The following is a 16,245-nucleotide window of genomic DNA, read 5'->3' as shown; positions in this document are numbered from 1 at the left end:
GAAAGACGGCAAATCGGCAAACGAAAACCTGACAGTCTACTCGCGTCCGGCCGATTGCGCCGGCCCGGCCAGGCTGTCGGCGAAGCGCCGCAGCGTGTCGACCGAGCGCGCGTCGCGCACCCGCGAATACAGCGCGACTTGCGAGTCGGGCAGCGCCGGCAGGCCGAGGCGCGCACCGACGTCGACGAGCGAGCGCGGCGCGACACGGCGCGCCAGCGGACACACCGCAAGACCCGCGGCGGCGGCGGCCGCGACGGCCGCGATGCCGCCGCCCGTGAAGCGCTCGCGCCACCGCACGCCGGCGCGCTCGAGCGCGCGCAGCGCGGCCGCGCGCACGCCGCACGGGCCCGCCAGCACCGCGAGCGGCAGCGGCTCGTCCGCGCGCGGCGCCCAGCCGGGCGCGGCAAGCCACGCGAGCGGCTCGGTGAAGAGCGGCGTCGCGTCGTCGCGCGGCGGGTCCTCGCCCGGCTCGTGGCGCACGAACGCCGCGTCGAGCCGGCGCTCGTCGTATTGCGCGAGCAACCCGGCCGACATCCCGACGTGCATCTCGAGCGCGAGCCCCGGATCGTGCCGGTTCAGGCCGGCGAGGACGGCGGGCAGATCCGGCACCGCGACGTGTTCGCTGACGCCGATCACGAGCCTGCGCTGCCCGGCCGACAGCGCGGCGAGCGCGCGCTCGTGCGCGTCGAGCAGGTCGCGCGCGGCGGGCAGGAACGCGGCGCCGACGGCGGCGAGCGTCACGCGCCGCGGCGTGCGTTCGAGGAGCGGCTTGCCGAGCTGTGCTTCGAGCCGCTTGAGCTTCAGGCTGACGGCCGATTGGGTGGTGCCGAGCGCGTCGGCGGCGCGCGTGAAGCTCGCGAGGTCGGCGACGAGAACGAACGCGCGAACGGCGTCGAGATCGAGCGGTTTCATTTCAAATGAAAATGGATGAAATATTCATTGATGTCTATTTATTATAGATGACGAGGCCTAAGCTGCATGCGTATCCCAACCGTCAAGGAGAAACACGATGCCGTTCACCCGTATTGCATTGCGCGAAGGCAAGTCCGCCGAATACCGCCGGGCGCTGTCGGAGGGCGTTCATCGCGCGTTGCAACGCGCGTTCGACGTGCCCGTCGACGATATTTTCATGACCGTGACCGAGCACAGCGCCGATAATTTCTTTTATGGCCGCGACTATCTCGGGATCGCGCGCAGCGACGATCTGGTGATGATCCAGATCACCGCGAACAACACGCGCACGCTCGAGCAGAAGCGCGAGCTGTACCGGCTGATCGCCGACCATCTCGCCGAACGCCCGGGCGTGCGCCGCGAGGACGTGTTCATCAGCCTCGTCGAGGTGCTGAAGGAGGATTGGTCGTTCGGCAACGGCATCGCGCAGTATGTGAGCTGAAACTCGGCGCGCTCGGGCCGGTCGGACGGCTGAAGGCCGACGAGCTGACATGACAAGTTGAAACGCGGTGCGCCGGCGCGCGGGCGATTCGCTCGTCCACACGCGGCGTTCCGCCTCATTGGCTGTAAAAAGGGCCGTGTACTATGGAGAACGTCGGAGTCCGTCGACGCGCGCGAGACGCGCAGCGGGCGGCCCGACCTACGCCGGAGCTTCCATGGCGCGCGTTCTGGAAATCGTATTGGACTTTCCGCTGCAGGGCTGGCAAGCCGGGCGCGGGTCGCGGGCGCGCGCGGCGCGCGATCTCGGCGCGGAGCTTGCGCGGGCATGGCGGATCTGTCCGCCGGTGAAAATGCGCCGCGGGCACGAGCGCGTGACGATCGAGCCGTGCCGGTTCGTCGAGGCGCAGCCCGACGACGGCGGTCGCTGGCAGACCTGGATCGAGGCGACCGCGCAGGCGCGGCGCGTGATTGCGGTGCGCTGCCATCCGTTCGTGCCGGGCGTGACGGTGCGCGAGCGTTTCGACGACTACCGCGGCGACGTGCGGGTCGCGACGCCGGTCGCGGAGCATCATGCGTCGAGGGCGGCCCCATCGGCGTCGGATTCGCGCGATGCCGATGCCGATGCCGATGCCGCCGAGCACGGCGCGGCGCCCCCCGAACTTCGATCCTCCGACCAGCCCGCGCATGGCTTCGTCGCCGAGCGCCGACACGGGCGCTGGCTCGACGCGGACGGCATCGAGGTCGAGCTGACGCTCGACGACATCGCGTTTGCGCCGGCCGCCGCGTTGTCCGAGACCACCCGTGCCGTCCCTTCGCGCATCTGCGAATTGCGTCTCGCCGTTGCCGATCCTGACGATCCCGCCGCGCGCGCCGCCGCGCTGCGCGCGCTCTTCAACGCGGCCCGCGAGCTGAGCGGCGCGTGGCCGGCGTCGCTGTCGCCGACGAGCGTTCTCGACCGCGCGTGCACGGGCGACGCGCCGGACGCGATCGGCGCGCCGGCGAAGGCGCAGTCGGTCGACTTGTCGAACGTGCGCACGCAGCGCGCGGCGTTCTTCGCGCTCGGCTGCGGCGTGACCGGGCAGTGGCTCGGCAACGAGGCCGGCGTGCGCGACAAGGCGGACCCGGAATACGTCCATCAGATGCGCGTCGCGCTGCGCCGGCTGCGCACGCTCGCGCGACTCTTCCCGCGCTATGCCGATGCAGCGTGGAAGGACGCGTTCTCCGGCGATATCGGCTGGCTCGGCGGGATGCTCGGCGCGGTGCGCGACTGGGACGTGTGCGTGACGTCGACACTGCCCGCTCTCGCCGCCGCCGACGGCGACGAGGCCGCGTGGGCGGGCACGCTCGATGCCGCCTGCGCGCAGGGCGACGCGGCGCGCGCCGAGTTGCGGCAGGCGCTCGGCACCGCGCGCTACACGCGGCTCGTGCTCGCGTGGCTCGAATGGCTGAGCCTGTTTCCGCTTGGGAAGGCCGATCCGGCGCACGGCAAGGCGCTGTCGCTCAAGCGGTACGCGGCGAAGCGCGTGAGCCGGCTGTTCGGCCATCTGTACGGCGCGGGGCGCCTGACGACGCTCGACGCGGCCGCGCGTCACCGCGTGCGGATCGACGCGAAGCGGCTGCGCTACGCGCTGGAGTTCTTCTCGTCGCTCGCGTCGCGCCGCACGCGCGAGGGCACGGTGCGGCTGCTCGCGCGCGTGCAGAACGCGCTCGGCGAAGCGAACGACGCGGCCGTCGCGCTGCGCTGCCTCGAGCGGCTGTCCGCGCCGCCGTACCAGCTCGGCTTCGCGCGCGGCTACGGCGCAGCGGCGCAGCGCTATGCCGCGGAGGCGGCCGAGCAGATGCTGCGCGGGATGCGCGCGCCGAAGATCGGCGGCAGGAAGGCGTGACTATAATGACCTCCCGTCTTGCTTCGCCGCGCCGATGACTGCCGATTCGTCCTCTTCCCGTCCCGATGCGCGCGCCGCGCGCGAGCCGCTCGCGCTGCGCGGCGAGCTGTGGTTGCGCGCGGGCGGGCAGACGCTCGGCGGCGCGGCCCGTATCGCGCTGCTCGCCGCGATCGGCGAGACCGGCTCGATCACGCGCGCGGCGAAGGCGGTCGGCCTCAGCTACAAAGGCGCGTGGGACGCGATCGACACGATGAACAACCTCGCGGGCGAGCCGCTCGTGCTGCGCTCGACGGGCGGCAAGGGCGGCGGCGGCACGACGCTCACGCCGCGCGCGACCGCGCTGATCGCGGCGTTTCGCGCGATCGAGCGCGAGCATCGGCGCTTCATCGACGCGGCGAGCGCGGCGGTCGAAGGCTTCGAGGTCAATTGGGAACTTATCGGGAGAATCGGCATGAAGACGAGCGCACGCAACCAGTTGTTCGGCAAGGTCCTGGCGGTCAAGCACGGCGCGGTGAACGACGAAGTGGTGCTCGCGCTGCCGGGCGAACACACGATCACGGCCGTGGTGACGCACGAGAGCACGCAGGAGTTGGGGCTCGCGCCGGGCGTCGAGGCCTGCGCGCTCGTGAAGGCGTCGTGGGTCGTGCTCGCGGTCGAAAACGGTTCGCCGCTCAGGCTGTCGGCGCGCAATCAATTGCACGGCGTCGTCGAGACGGTCACGCGCGGCGCCGTGAACAGCGAGGTGCTGCTTTCGCTCGACGGCGGCATGACGCTCGCGGCGATCGTCACGAACGACAGCGTCGACGCGCTCGGGCTCGCGAAGGGCGCGAGCGCGGTGGCGACATTCAAGGCGTCAAGCGTGATCCTCGCGGTCAACGGATGACGTCGCGGCCGCGCCGGCCGGGCGGCGAACGGCGGCACGCCCGCAGAGCCGGCTCATCGCTGCCGGCCTTCCGAATCCGCGGGCCGATTCGGGGCGACGATCGACGCCGCCGTCACCGCATGCTCGTCACCCATTCGGCGACCGGCGTATCGGGCAGCACGCGCCCCTCCTGGAGCCGCACGACCTGATCGCCGAACGCGGCGACGTCGTCCGGATCGTGCGTGATCAGCACCATCGGAATGTCGAGCCGCATCTGCAAGTCGGTCAGCTCGCGGCGCATCCGCTGGCGCATCGCGACGTCGAGCGCCGAGAACGGCTCGTCGAGCAGCAGGATTCGCGGCTGCGCGATCAGCGCGCGCGCGAGCGCGACGCGCTGCTTCTGCCCGCCCGACAACTGCGCAGGATAGTGTCCCGCCAGCGCTTCGAGCTCGAACGCGCGCAGCCAGTACGCGGCGGCGTCCGGCAGTTCCTTCGCGCGCGGATTGCGCCAGCCGCGCTTCAGCCCGAATGCGAGGTTCTGCCGGACATTCAGATGCGGAAACAGCGCGTAGTCCTGGAACAGGTACGCGACGCGGCGCGCCTGCGTCGGCACGTCGATGCCGCGCGTATCGTCGAACAGCGTGTCGCCGCCGATCGAGATCGTGCCCCGATCGGGCGCGAGCAGGCCGGCGATCGCCTGCAGCGTGAGGCTCTTGCCCGCGCCGGACGGCCCGAACAGCACGATGCGCTGCGCGTTCGACACGAACGACACGTCGAGCGTGAAGCGCCGCTCCGGTGTGACGAGCGTCTTGCGGATGTCGACGACGAGGCTCATCTCATCTGGCTCCGACGAGTGCGCGCTGCGGCACGAGCCGCCCCGCGACGAGCAGAATCAGCACGCAGGTCGCGGACGTGACGAGCACGAGGAAGTTCGCGGTCGTGTCGTCGCCCGCCTGCACGGCCGCGTAGACCGCGACCGACAGCGTCTGCGTGCGTCCGGGCAGATTGCCCGCGATCATCAGCGTCGCGCCGAATTCGCCGAGCGCACGCGCGAACGCGAGCAGCGCGCCCGCGAGAATGCCGCGCGCGGCGAGCGGCAGCGTCACGCGAAAGAAAATTCCGGCTTCGCTGATGCCGAGCGTGCGGGCCGCGCGCTCGAGCTGCGGGTCGACCGCCTCGAACGCAGCGCGCGCGGACTTCAGGATCAGCGGAAACGCGACGACCATCGACGCGATCACCGCGCCTTGCCACGTAAACACGAGCTGGATGCCGAGCCGGTCGAGCCACGCGCCGAGCACGCCGCGGCGGCCGAGCAGCACGAGCAGGTAGTAGCCGAGCACTGTCGGAGGCAGCACGAGCGGCAGCGTCAGCAGCGAATCGATCACGTCGCGCGCGCCGGAGCGCCAGCGCGCGAGCGCATAGCCCGTCGCGACGCCGAGCACGAGATCGAGCGCCGTCGCCCAGCCGGCAACCTTCAGCGACAGCAGCAGCGGAACCCAGGCGTCGTGCATCGCGCATTCCGGTCAGTTCGAGGCGCTCGCGCCGTTCGCGGCCGGCTTGAAGCCGTACTTCGCGAGCACCGCCTGGCCCGCGGGCGACAGCACGAACGCGACGAAGCCCTGCGCGGCGGCCGCGTGCCGACTGTCCTTGACGACGGCGATCGGATAGGTGATCGGCGTTTGCGTTGGGACGGTCAGCGCGACTTTCACGCGCTCGGGCATCACGGCCGCGTCGGTGCCGAACACGAAGCCCGCGTCGACTTCGCCGCGCGCGACGTAGTCGAGGCTCTGGCGCACGTTCGCGGCGAGCACGCCCTTGGCGCTGACGTCGTTCCACACGCCGGCCGCCTTCAGCGCGCCCTCGGTGTAGCGGCCGACGGGCACCGACGCAGGATCGCCGAACGCGACGCGCTTCACGGCGGGCGCGGCCAGATCGCGCAGCGAGCCGAACGTCGCGCGGCTGTCGGCGGGCACGATCAGCACGAGCGAGTTCGCGGCGAAGTCGCGGCGCGTGCCGTCGGCGATCACGCGCTCGGCGGTCGCGCGATCCATCGCCTTCTGATCGGCCGACGCGAACACGTCGGCCGGCGCGCCCTTCGCGATCTGCTGCATCAGGACGTCGGACGCGCCGAAGTTGAACAGGATCTTCGTACCCGGATGCTGCTTCTCGTAGGCATCGCCGACTGCCTTGAACGCATTGGTGAGGCTCGCCGCGGCCGACACGACGAGCTCGTCGGCGGCATGCGCGGCCGGCGCGGCGAAGCCGGCGGCGAGCGCGGACAGCGTGGCGACACGCAGGAACAGGCGGCGGGCAGAACAGGCGGGAGCGGACATGGCGGGAAACGATGAGGTGGACGGAAACCGTAATCGTAATATACGCGAGGTGATAGCGGATCGGATTGCCGGACTGTGCTGCTGCTGCATGACGCCGCAGCGAGGCGGGAGGCGGGGGATTCGGCGTGGGGATTGGCGGAGCGGCTGATCGGAGGATCAGCGAGGCAGAAAGGCCGATCGGCGCCCCCACGGGCCTGCGGCCCCTCCAGCGGGCTGTCGGTGATCCTTACGCGTGCTCGACGGCGGCGGGCATGCCGAACGTCTGCTGCTGAGCCGGCCGCGACGCGGGCCGGTAGTTCGGATTCGCCTTCCAGCGCGCCCGCACGTACGGCCGTTCGTGACCGGAGAGTTGCAGTGCGACCGCAGTGACCCAGCGGTGCGACGGCACTGTGACGCCGTGCAGCGCGATCGTGACGGCCACGAGACTCGTCACGACGGCGGGCGCCGACCAGCGGTGCGGCGTCGCGCGCCAGGAGCCGGCGATGAACGACAGCGCGGCGAGTGCGCCGATCACGCAGCCCGTGACCGCCTCGGACGGCGAATGCGCGTCGAGCGCGACGCGCGACAGCCCGACGGCCACTCCCGCCGCAAGCCCGACGACGATTCCCGCGATACGCACGGCCGGCTTCGCGCGGGCGAGCGCGAGAAACATCGCGACCGGATAGACTGATGTCGACAGCATCGCGTGGCCGCTGAAGCCCGTGAAATCCCACGCGCGCACGCCGATGCCCCAGCCGAGGAACGCGATTTTCGTGAGCGCGACGGCGCCGATCGCAACGCCGAGCACGGCGAGCCATGCGGCGGCGCGGCGAAGCGAATAGCCGAGCGCAAGCCAGACGGCGATCGTGACGGCGAGGGGCAAGGTCAGGCCGACACCGCCTAGGGCGGTGATCGAGATCCACAGACGGGGCGGCAAATCGAACATCGGGGCTGCGGGCAGGTACGGAGAATGCGGGATACTTGCTTAACGCATGAGCCGGAAATAGCGACTACAACGAAGACAAGCGCGAGCGCCCAGTATACCGGTCGTCGCGGGCCGCGCTCCGATCGTAAGCCGGCAGGGAACTATCGGGTGTCAGGATAAATCCCAGAAACAGTGGTATTGTGCATTGCACAAACCAAAACGATTGAACCCATTGCGGCGTCCCAATTTTCTGACTGCGAGCCCCGACCGATGACCAAAAGTCTGACGAAATTCTGGCTGGGCGGTGTGAAACGCTTGCTGCACATGCCGAACGCGCGGACGTCGAAGTCCGCTCTGAAGGCTGCCCAAAAGATGGCGGCCGACTGGCCGTTCTCCGAAACCGTCGCCGCTGTCGCGACGCCCGCCGAGCCGGCCCCGCCCGTCGCGCGCGAGTCGCGCGTGCGGCCGCGCGCCGCCGCATGGGCGGGCGGCGAATGGATTCGTGCCGATCACCCGCTGCCGCCTGCGTTCGGGCGCTTCGTCAAGCATCTCGAATACGGGCTGTACGTGCCGCCCGGCGTGAAGACAGACGGCCTGCCGCTCGTCGTGATGCTGCACGGCTGCAAGCAGGACATGGATCAGTTCTCGCAAGGCACGCGGATGAACCTGCTCGCGGACCGATACGGCTTTGCCGTGCTCTATCCTGAGCAGTCGCTCAGCGCGCACGCGCACGGTTGCTGGCATTGGTACGAAGACACCGTGCATGGCGGGCGCGGCGAAGCGCAGGCGGTCGTTGCGCTCGTCGACGCGCTCGTCGCCGAACGCGGCTTCGACGCGTCGCGCGTCTATGCGGCCGGCCTGTCGGCGGGAGCGGGGCTCGTGACGCTGCTCGCGCTGCACTTTCCGCAGCATTTCGCGGCCGTGGCGCTCCATTCGGGGCCGGCGTTCGGCGATGCGCATTCCGGGATCACCGCAATGGACGTGATGCGCCGCGGCCTGCACCGCAATCCCGCCGTCGTCGTCGACGCGCTCGTCGAGCCGGGCTCGCATCCGGGGATGCCGGCCCTCATCGTGCATGGCGATGACGATCGCGTCGTCGTGCCGAAGAACGCGGACGAACTTGCTGTACAGTTCCTGCGGCTGAACGGCCTCGCCAATCCCGACGGCGAACCGGCGGGCGTCGAGCGTTTCGAGACGCGCGCAGCCGACGTGCGCACGATCGACTACCGTTGCGACGGCGAATCGGTCGTGCGCCTCTGCCGGGTCCACGGTCTCGCGCACGCGTGGGCGGGCGGCGACGACAGCGTGCCGTTCCATTCAGCGGCCGGCCCCGACGCGAGCGAATTGATCTGGTCTTTCTTCGCGTCTCGCGCGCGGGCGACTGTCGCGTCGTAACGACGCACGCACGGGAACGGCGGGCACCGGTTCAGGGTTTTCCCTATAATGCGGGTAAATACCTAAGAGAAAACCCTTGGATTGGAGTGACCGATCATGTATCTGCTGAGCCGCCTGTTCCTGTTCCTGACGAAGTCGCCCGAGCAACGCGCGAAGGAACGCGCCGATGCGTATCTCGCCGGCGCATCCGATCTGTACGATCTCGAATTCCGGATGCGCAAGCTCGATCGCGAAGCCGCACTCGATCGTGCGTAATTTCGCGTTAAACGCATACTGAATTTATACGCATAAAGTCGCCAAAGCGAAAAAAGGGCGCGCCGGCTCTGGCCTGCGCGCCCTTTTTGTCATGCCGGCGCTCGCGCGCTGCCCTTACTGTCGTTACGCAACGACGAGGCGCACCGCGACGTTGTTGCGCGTCGCATTCGAGTACGGGCAGACCTGGTGCGCACGATCGATGAGCGCCTTCGCGGCCGCCACGTCGAGCCCGGGCAGCGCGACGCGCAGCTCGACGTCGAGCGCAAATCCCCCTTCCTCGTTCGGGCCGATGCCCACTTCTGCGGTGACAGTCGTGTCCGCGGGCAGCGTCTGCTTGTTCTGGCCCGCGACAAACTTCATCGCGCTCAGGAAGCATGCCGAATAGCCGGCGGCGAAGAGCTGCTCGGGGTTCGTGCCTTCGGCGCCCGCGCCGCCCAGCTCGCGCGGCGCGGCGAGCTTCACGTCGAGCTTCTGATCGTGGGACGTCGCGCGGCCGTCGCGGCCACCGGTGCTGGTTGCTGCCGTTTTGTACAGAATGTTCATGCTGGACTCCTGTTTCGTGAGAGGAATGGGCCTCGACGAATCGCAATGCTCGGGCCACGACAGAAATATAGCTAGCTAATCATTAGTGTGCAAATTAATTTTCGAGGGTGTGATCCGATAGACGAAGGCGAGGGTGGTCAGGCGTCGTCGGCGTCCGCCAGCGCTTGACGCAGTCGCGTCAGATCCTCGCGCAGCCGGATCAGGAAATCGGGCGTCTGGCGCATCGCGCAAAACAGCTCGGCGGGCACGGACCGGGCCTTGTGCTTGAGCGCTGCGCCTTCGGCGGTGAGCCGGGCGTGGACGATCCGCTCGTCGTTCGTGTCGCGCACCCGCTCGATGTAGCCGAGCGCCTCCAGGCGCTTCAGGAGCGGCGTGACCGTCGCGGGATCGAGGCTGAGCCGCGCGGCGATGTCCTTGACGGCCATGTCGTCGGATTCCCACAGCACGAGCATTGCGAGGTATTGCGGATAGGTGAGCGCGAGCTTGTCGAGCAGCGGCTTGTACGCTTTCGTCATCGCGAGCGACGTCGAATAGAGCGCGAAGCAGAGTTGGTCGTCGAGCGTGAGCGGGAAAGTCGGCGAGTCGTTCATGGCGAAAGTTTCGATAAGGTGCAAAAGATTCGTGTGCTAACGATTTTGCGCCTAACCATGCCGATTGGCGAGAGGCGAGGATCGATCAAAAGGGGAGCCGGCGAATCGGGTGATCGCCGCCACGGCGGCAGGGTATCGTCGAGCTCAATGGCAGCGAGGCCGACGGCGCCGGACCTGGCGGACGGCGAAAGCCGGCGGGCGCGAATGCGCCGCAGCGGGCGGCGACGGAATGCGTGTCGAGTGCGGGAGCGTGTGGAAAGAGGGCGAGAGGACGCTATGGCGATGCCGTTTCGCGCGGAGGGGCGTTTTCGTTGCGATGCGGCGTCGCCGTCGGGCGATTCGTCGATTCCCTCATTTGAACGCCGCGTTCGTGCCGTTTTCCTCGCTAAGGCAGCATCGCGGCCCTGCCGGCCAATCGGCGCCGTACGATGACCTGCGCGGGACGCCCACGCTTTCGCGCGGCCATCCCGCTTCCCGCCGGGGCGCTCACCGATCGGGGGCGTTCGGCAGCTTCGACGCCCCGGGCTCCTGCACGCCGAAGCAGCCGCGATAGGTCGCGTAGAACGAGCAGTAAAGCATCGCGGTGATGACGATCGATGCCGGCATCATCACCGCGAGCGCGTACGCGCCGGCGCCGAGCGCCTGCATCAGCGCGGCGAGCCCGAACGACACGCCGAGCGCGAGCCCGAACCACAGCAGCCCGTAGACAGTGAACGCGCCCTTGTTGCGCCAGCAGCTCACGACGCTGAAGAACAGCGCCTTCACGGGCGGAATGTCGTGCCACGCGGTCAGCACCGGCGCGAACCAGAACATCATCGCGACCGGCGCGTACAGCGCGGCCGCGATCAGCACCGCAATCTTGACGCCCGGCGAATCGAGCGCTTCCGGCCCGAGGTTTTCGGCGCCGAGGCCGAACATGATCTTCAGCAGCGTGCCGCCGTCGCCGAGCGCCGAGCACGCGAACACGGCCGCCATCGATACGATGTAAAGCCCGCCGAGCGTGAACAGCCGCTGCGTGACGATCGGCCCGTACGAGCGGAAGCCGTCGATCAGGATCGTCGGCAGCACCTGCTTGCCGGCGATCGTGTCGCGGCACGCCGCCATGAAGCCGACCGCGATGCCGGGAATGAACAAGAGCGGCAGCGCGGCGCCGATCACGGGCACGAGCGACACCAGCATCATCGCGAGCAGGTACGTGAAGAACAGCGTGACGAACGCGAGCGGATTGCGCCGGAATAGCCAGATGCCCTGGCGGAACCACACGTAGCCGGTCTTGGCGGAGACTTCGATCAGTTGCATGCGTGGGTCTCGGGGAGCGCGCTCGCGTGCGCGATACGTTCGCGCAGGATGCGTTCGAAATGGCCCGGGTCGTGCGGCTTCAGCATCTGCGCGGCGCGGGGGAGGTGGAAATCATACAGGCGCGATACCCAGAAGCGGTACGCGCCCGCGCGCAGCATGTCGCCCCAGTGGCGGCGCTCGTCCGCGGTGAACGGGCGCACCGTCTGGTACGCACGCAGCAGCGCGTCGGCGCGCGCGGCGTCGAGCGCGCCCGTCGGCAGATCGACGCACCAGTCGTTGACCGTCACCGCGACGTCGAACAGCCATTTGTCGCAACCGGCGAAGTAGAAATCGAAGAAGCCGCCGAGCCGCACCGAGTGGCCGGTGTCTGGGGCCGCGTGCGCGAAGAGCGCGTTGTCGCGGAACAGGTCGCAATGGCACGGGCCTTCCGGCAGCGCCGCGTAGTCGTCCGATGCGAAGAACGCGGCCTGGTGCGCGAGCTCGCTTTCCAGCAGCGCGCGCTGCTCGCCCGTGATGAGCGGCGCGATCGCAGGCACCGTGTCGCGCCACCACGGCAGGCTGCGCAGGTTCGGCTGATGACGCGGATAGTCGCGGCCCGCGAGGTGCATGCGCGCGAGCATCTGGCCGACTTCGACGCAGTGCTCGACGCCGGGCGCGAGCTCCGCCGCGCCTTCGAGCTTCGTGACGATCGCGGCCGGCTTGCTGTGCAGCTCGCCGAACAGCGTGCCGTCGTCGCGCGCGACGGGCGCGGGCACGGGCACGCCGTGCTTCGCGAGATGGCTCATCAGATCGATGTAGAACGGCAGTTGCCCGGCCGTCAGGTTCTCGAAGATCGTGAGCACGTATTCGCCGCGCGTCGTCGTCAGGAAGAAGTTGCTGTTCTCGATGCCGGACGGGATGCCGCGGAACGCGACAACGTCGCCGAGATCGTAGTGGCGCATCCAGAGTGCGAGGTCAGCGTCGGAAACTGCGGTGAAAACGGCCATGCAGGAAACATCGGTTCGGGTTGGCGCGCCGGCGGCGCGCCGGTGTCGCAAAAAGGGCGGAAGGGAGCCGGCGCCGCGCGGCGCCGGCGGTGCGTCAATAGTGCAGGTTGACGGACGGAAGGCGGGTGACCGGCACGCCGGCGTCATGCGGGCGCGGCGACGTGTCGGGCGACGCGCTCATCTGATAGCGGGTGCCGAAGTTCGACTTCACGTTGATCTCGACCGGCTTGCCGCGATCCCGGAATTCGGTGACTTCGGTGCCGTTCTTGCTTTTTTCGTGAAAGCTCGGCGTGCGCCGCACGTCGTTGAAATCGACCTTCGACGTCACTTCGGCGCCGGGGCGGTTGATCTTCGTGAGATCGGGCAGCCCGGCCGCCTCGTTGGCCGCGGCCTGGGCCTTTGCGTCGGCGGCTGCCTGGGCGGCGTCGGCGGCGCAGGCGGGGCCGCCGAGAGCGAGTGCCGTCAGGGCGGCGGCGAAAAGGAGCGGCTTCATCGTGTTTCTCCCATTGAACCATTCGATTTTAGCAAATACCGGCGTCATGCCGATGCCGTTCGACGATGCGCGGGCGGCCTTGCCGTCGCGATGGGCATCGGCCGCGCGAGCGGGTTCCGTGATAATGTCGAAAAGACCAGAAGAGGCACAGCTCCATGAAGAACGATCCCAACCGCCGTTTCCGGACGCATACGCCGGGCAGTCCATCCGTCGAAGCGTTCGACGACCCGATCGCCGCCGTCGCGCGGCTCTCCGAGATCTACGAGACGAACACCGCGTTCCTGCGCGACGCGTTTGCGCGCTATCGCCGCAATGATTCGTTCGACGAGCGCGTGCGCGCGTGCTATCCGTTCGTGCGCATCCGCACCGACGTCAACACGCACATCGATTCGCGCCGCTCGTACGGCTTCGTCGCCGGCCCCGGCGTGTTCGAGACGACCGTCACGCGCCCGGACCTGTTCGCGAACTACTACCGCGAGCAATTGCGCCTGCTCGCGAAGAACCATCACGTGCGGATCGAAGTCGGCGTGTCGGCGCAGCCGATTCCGGTTCACTTCGCGTTCTCCGAAGGAATCCATCTCGAAGGCGATCTCGACCGCGACCGCCTCGTCGCGATGCGCGACGTGTTCGATACGCCGGATCTCGCGTACCTCGACGACCGGATCGTCAACGGCACATACGAGCCCGCGCCGGGCGAGCCGCATCCGCTCGCGCTCTTCACGGCGGCGCGCGTCGATTTTTCGCTGCATCGGCTGCGCCACTACACGGCAACGCTGCCGACGCATTTCCAGAACTACGTGCTTTACACGAACTACCAGTTCTACATCGACGAATTCGTGAAGCTCGGCCGCACGATGATGTCGGCGAGCGACGATCCCGACGTGCGCGCGTACCGCAGCGAATATACGGCGTTCGTGGAGCCGGGCGACGTGATCACGTACAACGCGAACCTCGGCGACGAGGAGAGCGAAGGCATGCCGCCGCCGCGCGCGCCGCAGATGCCCGCGTATCACCTGAAGCGCGCGGACGGCAGCGGGATCACGATGGTCAACATCGGCGTCGGGCCGTCGAACGCGAAGACGATCACCGATCACATCGCGGTGCTGCGTCCGCACGCGTGGGTGATGCTCGGCCACTGCGCGGGGCTGCGCAATACGCAGCGCCTCGGCGACTACGTGCTCGCGCACGGCTACGTTCGTGAGGATCACGTGCTCGACGCGGATCTGCCGCTATGGGTGCCGATTCCGGCGCTCGCCGAAGTGCAGGTCGCGCTCGAGCGCGCGGTCGCGCAGGTCACGCAGCTCGAAGGCGTCGAGCTCAAGCGCGTGATGCGCACGGGCACGGTGGCGAGCGTCGACAACCGCAACTGGGAGTTGCGCGACCATCGCGAGCCGGTGCAGCGGCTGTCGCAGAGCCGCGCGATCGCGCTCGACATGGAAAGCGCGACGATCGCCGCGAACGGCTTTCGCTTCCGCGTGCCGTACGGCACGCTGCTGTGCGTGTCGGACAAGCCGCTGCACGGCGAGCTGAAGCTGCCCGGGATGGCCGATCAGTTCTATCGCGGGCAAGTCGATCAGCATCTGCAGATCGGCGTGAAGGCGATGGAGATACTCCGCACGAACGGGCTCGACCGGCTGCATAGCCGCAAGCTGCGCAGCTTTGCGGAGGTGGCGTTCCAATAGCGCGGCGAAGCCGACGAGCGCGGCGTTGCGGCGTTGCGGCGTTGCAGCGATTGCGCGGATCGCGGAAAGCAGAAAGGCCGTCCATGATCCGATCATGGACGGCCTTTTCATTTCGCGTCGACGGCATCGCCGACGGTCGCCGCGCGGTGACGGTGACGCGCCACGTCGCCGCGGCGCGATTAGTCGCCGCGCGTCAGCACTCGCCTTTCTTCGCGTGTCCCGGCGGGCAGAAGCCGCGATGGCGGTGATGCTCTTCCCACTCGCGACGTTCCCAGTAGCGATTGCCATCCCAGTAGCGGTCGCCGTGCCAGCCGACGACGATCGCGGGCGCGGGGGCGACGAGGACGGGCGCCGGCGCCGGCGCGACGACGACAGGCGCGGGCGCGCCGATGTTGACGTCGACGTTCACGGCATGCGCCGCGCCTGACAGCGCGATACCAATACCGGTCAATGCAAAGGCGATCAACGAGCGTTTCATGTTCTTTTCCTCACGAGTTGAAATGAGCGTCCGTTCCGACGTGTGCGGGCGTCGAGCCCCGAACCCGCCGCGTCCGTTTCGACGGACACGCTGCAGGACGGAGTGTGGCGGTGCGATGGATTAATTGACGTGTGGATTTGTAACGGCGCGTTCGCGCATGGTTTGCGCGCACGGATGCGGGTAGCGCCTTGCTTGACAATCCGGTCGGCGCTCGGGCCGCATTGCGGCACATCGCGCGCCGAATTTGACATTTACCCTGCGGCGGGTGAAACGAACGGTTACGAAGTGCGCGCCGCGCCGCGTGCCGGCTGCCGTTTTCGGCCGCCGCGGCGCACGAAAAAACGGGCGGACGCCTCGTCGGCTCCGCCCGTCCGGCGATGCGCGATGCACGCGCCGTTACAGATAGAACATCCGGTCTTCTTCGGGCCGCGGCGGGTGCGCCTCCTCGGTTTCCTCGCCGCGATCCTCGTAGAACGCGAGCACCGCTTCGAGCACCTGGTCCGGATCGTCGATCACCTTCATCAGGTTCATGTCGTCCGGATTGATGAGGCCCATCGGGATCATCTGGTCGCGGAACCACTGCAGCAGGCCGCTCCAGAATGCGCTGCCGACGAGCACGATCGGCACGAGCCGCGACTTCTTCGTCTGGATCAGCGTGAGCACTTCGGACAACTCGTCGAGCGTGCCGAAGCCGCCCGGCATCACGATCACCGCGTCCGAATTCTTCACGAACGTGACCTTGCGCGTGAAGAAATGGCGGAAGCGCAGCGAGATGTCCTGGAAGTGGTTGCCGGCCTGTTCGTGCGGCAGCTCGATGTTCAGGCCGACGGACGGCGCCTTGCCGGCGTGCGCGCCCTTGTTCGCCGCTTCCATGATGCCCGGCCCGCCGCCCGAGATCACGGCGAAGCCGGCGTCGGACAGCTTGCGCGCGATCTGCACGGCGAGCTTGTAGTGCGCGGAATCCGGCTTCAGACGCGCGGAACCGTAGATGCTGACGGCAGGGCGGATCTCGGACAGGTACTCTGTCGCCTCGATAAACTCTGCCATAATCGTGAACATCTGCCACGAAGCGCGGGCCTTCTTCGCCGTCGCGCGTTCTTGATCTGCGAGCGAACGCAGACTCGGAATCACTTTTCTCTTATTCATA

General features: G+C 68.4%; 18 protein-coding genes. 6 read left to right on the top strand and 12 right to left on the bottom strand.

Annotated features, from left to right (window positions below):
* Positions 1 to 36 precede the first annotated feature (36 nt).
* On the bottom strand, positions 37 to 912 hold the full coding sequence (locus tag WS92_RS00910; RefSeq protein WP_006027916.1) for a LysR family transcriptional regulator: 876 nt from the start codon (positions 910 to 912) through the stop codon (positions 37 to 39).
* A gap of 97 nt (positions 913 to 1,009) precedes the next feature.
* On the opposite strand from WS92_RS00910, the gene WS92_RS00905 reads away from it, so the two are divergent.
* The 3 genes from WS92_RS00905 (at position 1,010) to WS92_RS00895 (ending at position 4,161) form a co-directional block, all read left to right on the top strand.
* A complete protein-coding gene (locus WS92_RS00905; protein WP_006027915.1) occupies positions 1,010 to 1,393 on the top strand; it encodes a tautomerase family protein in 384 nt (127 codons plus the stop codon).
* Positions 1,394 to 1,607: 214 nt separating this feature from the next.
* The gene (locus WS92_RS00900) at positions 1,608 to 3,278 is read left to right on the top strand and encodes a CHAD domain-containing protein (protein WP_059928875.1); all 1,671 of its coding nucleotides are present in this window, start codon (positions 1,608 to 1,610) and stop codon (positions 3,276 to 3,278) included.
* A 34-nt stretch (positions 3,279 to 3,312) separates the two neighbouring features.
* Entirely contained in the window at positions 3,313 to 4,161 is an 849-nt protein-coding gene (locus WS92_RS00895; protein WP_006027913.1) for a TOBE domain-containing protein, read from the top strand.
* 112 nt (positions 4,162 to 4,273) lie between these two features.
* Here WS92_RS00895 and WS92_RS00890 read toward each other — a convergent pair whose 3' ends face one another.
* The 4 genes from WS92_RS00890 to WS92_RS00875 form a co-directional block, all read right to left on the bottom strand.
* The gene (locus WS92_RS00890) at positions 4,274 to 4,975 is read right to left on the bottom strand and encodes an ATP-binding cassette domain-containing protein (protein WP_059928872.1); all 702 of its coding nucleotides are present in this window, start codon (positions 4,973 to 4,975) and stop codon (positions 4,274 to 4,276) included.
* A gap of 1 nt (position 4,976) precedes the next feature.
* Complete coding sequence (gene modB / locus WS92_RS00885; RefSeq protein ID WP_006027911.1) at positions 4,977 to 5,651, bottom strand: molybdate ABC transporter permease subunit; 675 nt, start codon at positions 5,649 to 5,651, stop codon at positions 4,977 to 4,979.
* A 12-nt stretch (positions 5,652 to 5,663) separates the two neighbouring features.
* On the bottom strand, positions 5,664 to 6,473 hold the full coding sequence (gene modA / locus WS92_RS00880; RefSeq protein ID WP_059928869.1) for a molybdate ABC transporter substrate-binding protein: 810 nt from the start codon (positions 6,471 to 6,473) through the stop codon (positions 5,664 to 5,666).
* Positions 6,474 to 6,699: 226 nt separating this feature from the next.
* Positions 6,700 to 7,398, bottom strand: coding sequence for a phosphatase PAP2 family protein (locus WS92_RS00875; RefSeq protein ID WP_006027909.1), 699 nt, complete (start codon positions 7,396 to 7,398; stop codon positions 6,700 to 6,702).
* 249 nt (positions 7,399 to 7,647) lie between these two features.
* On the opposite strand from WS92_RS00875, the gene WS92_RS00870 reads away from it, so the two are divergent.
* Both WS92_RS00870 and WS92_RS00865 read left to right on the top strand, forming a co-directional pair.
* A complete protein-coding gene (locus tag WS92_RS00870; RefSeq protein WP_059928866.1) occupies positions 7,648 to 8,772 on the top strand; it encodes an extracellular catalytic domain type 1 short-chain-length polyhydroxyalkanoate depolymerase in 1,125 nt (374 codons plus the stop codon).
* A gap of 96 nt (positions 8,773 to 8,868) precedes the next feature.
* On the top strand, positions 8,869 to 9,027 hold the full coding sequence (locus tag WS92_RS00865) for a DUF3563 family protein (protein WP_004190391.1): 159 nt from the start codon (positions 8,869 to 8,871) through the stop codon (positions 9,025 to 9,027).
* Between the two features lie 123 nt (positions 9,028 to 9,150).
* On the opposite strand, the gene WS92_RS00860 is transcribed toward WS92_RS00865, so the two are convergent.
* The 5 genes from WS92_RS00860 to WS92_RS00840 form a co-directional block, all read right to left on the bottom strand.
* Positions 9,151 to 9,570, bottom strand: coding sequence for an organic hydroperoxide resistance protein (locus WS92_RS00860; protein ID WP_006027907.1), 420 nt, complete (start codon positions 9,568 to 9,570; stop codon positions 9,151 to 9,153).
* A 137-nt stretch (positions 9,571 to 9,707) separates the two neighbouring features.
* Positions 9,708 to 10,160, bottom strand: a complete 453-nt coding sequence (locus WS92_RS00855) for a MarR family winged helix-turn-helix transcriptional regulator (RefSeq protein WP_006027906.1) — start codon at positions 10,158 to 10,160, stop codon at positions 9,708 to 9,710.
* 486 nt (positions 10,161 to 10,646) lie between these two features.
* Positions 10,647 to 11,459 (bottom strand): BPSS1780 family membrane protein, encoded by an 813-nt coding sequence (locus tag WS92_RS00850; RefSeq protein WP_006027905.1) that lies wholly within the window; start codon positions 11,457 to 11,459, stop codon positions 10,647 to 10,649.
* Complete coding sequence (locus WS92_RS00845; RefSeq protein ID WP_059928863.1) at positions 11,450 to 12,445, bottom strand: homoserine kinase; 996 nt, start codon at positions 12,443 to 12,445, stop codon at positions 11,450 to 11,452. The genes WS92_RS00850 and WS92_RS00845 overlap by 10 nt, the downstream gene beginning before the upstream one ends.
* A gap of 94 nt (positions 12,446 to 12,539) precedes the next feature.
* Entirely contained in the window at positions 12,540 to 12,938 is a 399-nt protein-coding gene (locus WS92_RS00840) for a hypothetical protein (RefSeq protein WP_009916869.1), read from the bottom strand.
* A 155-nt stretch (positions 12,939 to 13,093) separates the two neighbouring features.
* Here WS92_RS00840 and WS92_RS00835 point away from each other — a divergent pair, with 155 nt between their 5' ends.
* Positions 13,094 to 14,620: an AMP nucleosidase gene (locus tag WS92_RS00835; protein ID WP_006027902.1), complete on the top strand. Its 1,527-nt coding sequence runs from the start codon at positions 13,094 to 13,096 to the stop codon at positions 14,618 to 14,620.
* 193 nt (positions 14,621 to 14,813) lie between these two features.
* Here the strand turns inward: WS92_RS00835 and WS92_RS00830 are convergent, their stop codons facing one another.
* Together WS92_RS00830 and WS92_RS00825 are read right to left on the bottom strand one after the other, a co-directional pair.
* Complete coding sequence (locus WS92_RS00830; RefSeq protein ID WP_006027825.1) at positions 14,814 to 15,098, bottom strand: hypothetical protein; 285 nt, start codon at positions 15,096 to 15,098, stop codon at positions 14,814 to 14,816.
* Positions 15,099 to 15,494: 396 nt separating this feature from the next.
* The gene (locus WS92_RS00825; RefSeq protein ID WP_006027824.1) at positions 15,495 to 16,244 is read right to left on the bottom strand and encodes an LOG family protein; all 750 of its coding nucleotides are present in this window, start codon (positions 16,242 to 16,244) and stop codon (positions 15,495 to 15,497) included.
* Position 16,245 lies beyond the last annotated feature (1 nt).

This window comes from Burkholderia sp. MSMB1588, assembly GCF_001546925.1.
Classification (GTDB): domain Bacteria; phylum Pseudomonadota; class Gammaproteobacteria; order Burkholderiales; family Burkholderiaceae; genus Burkholderia; species Burkholderia humptydooensis.
This window is presented reverse-complemented; position numbering and strand designations above follow the sequence as displayed.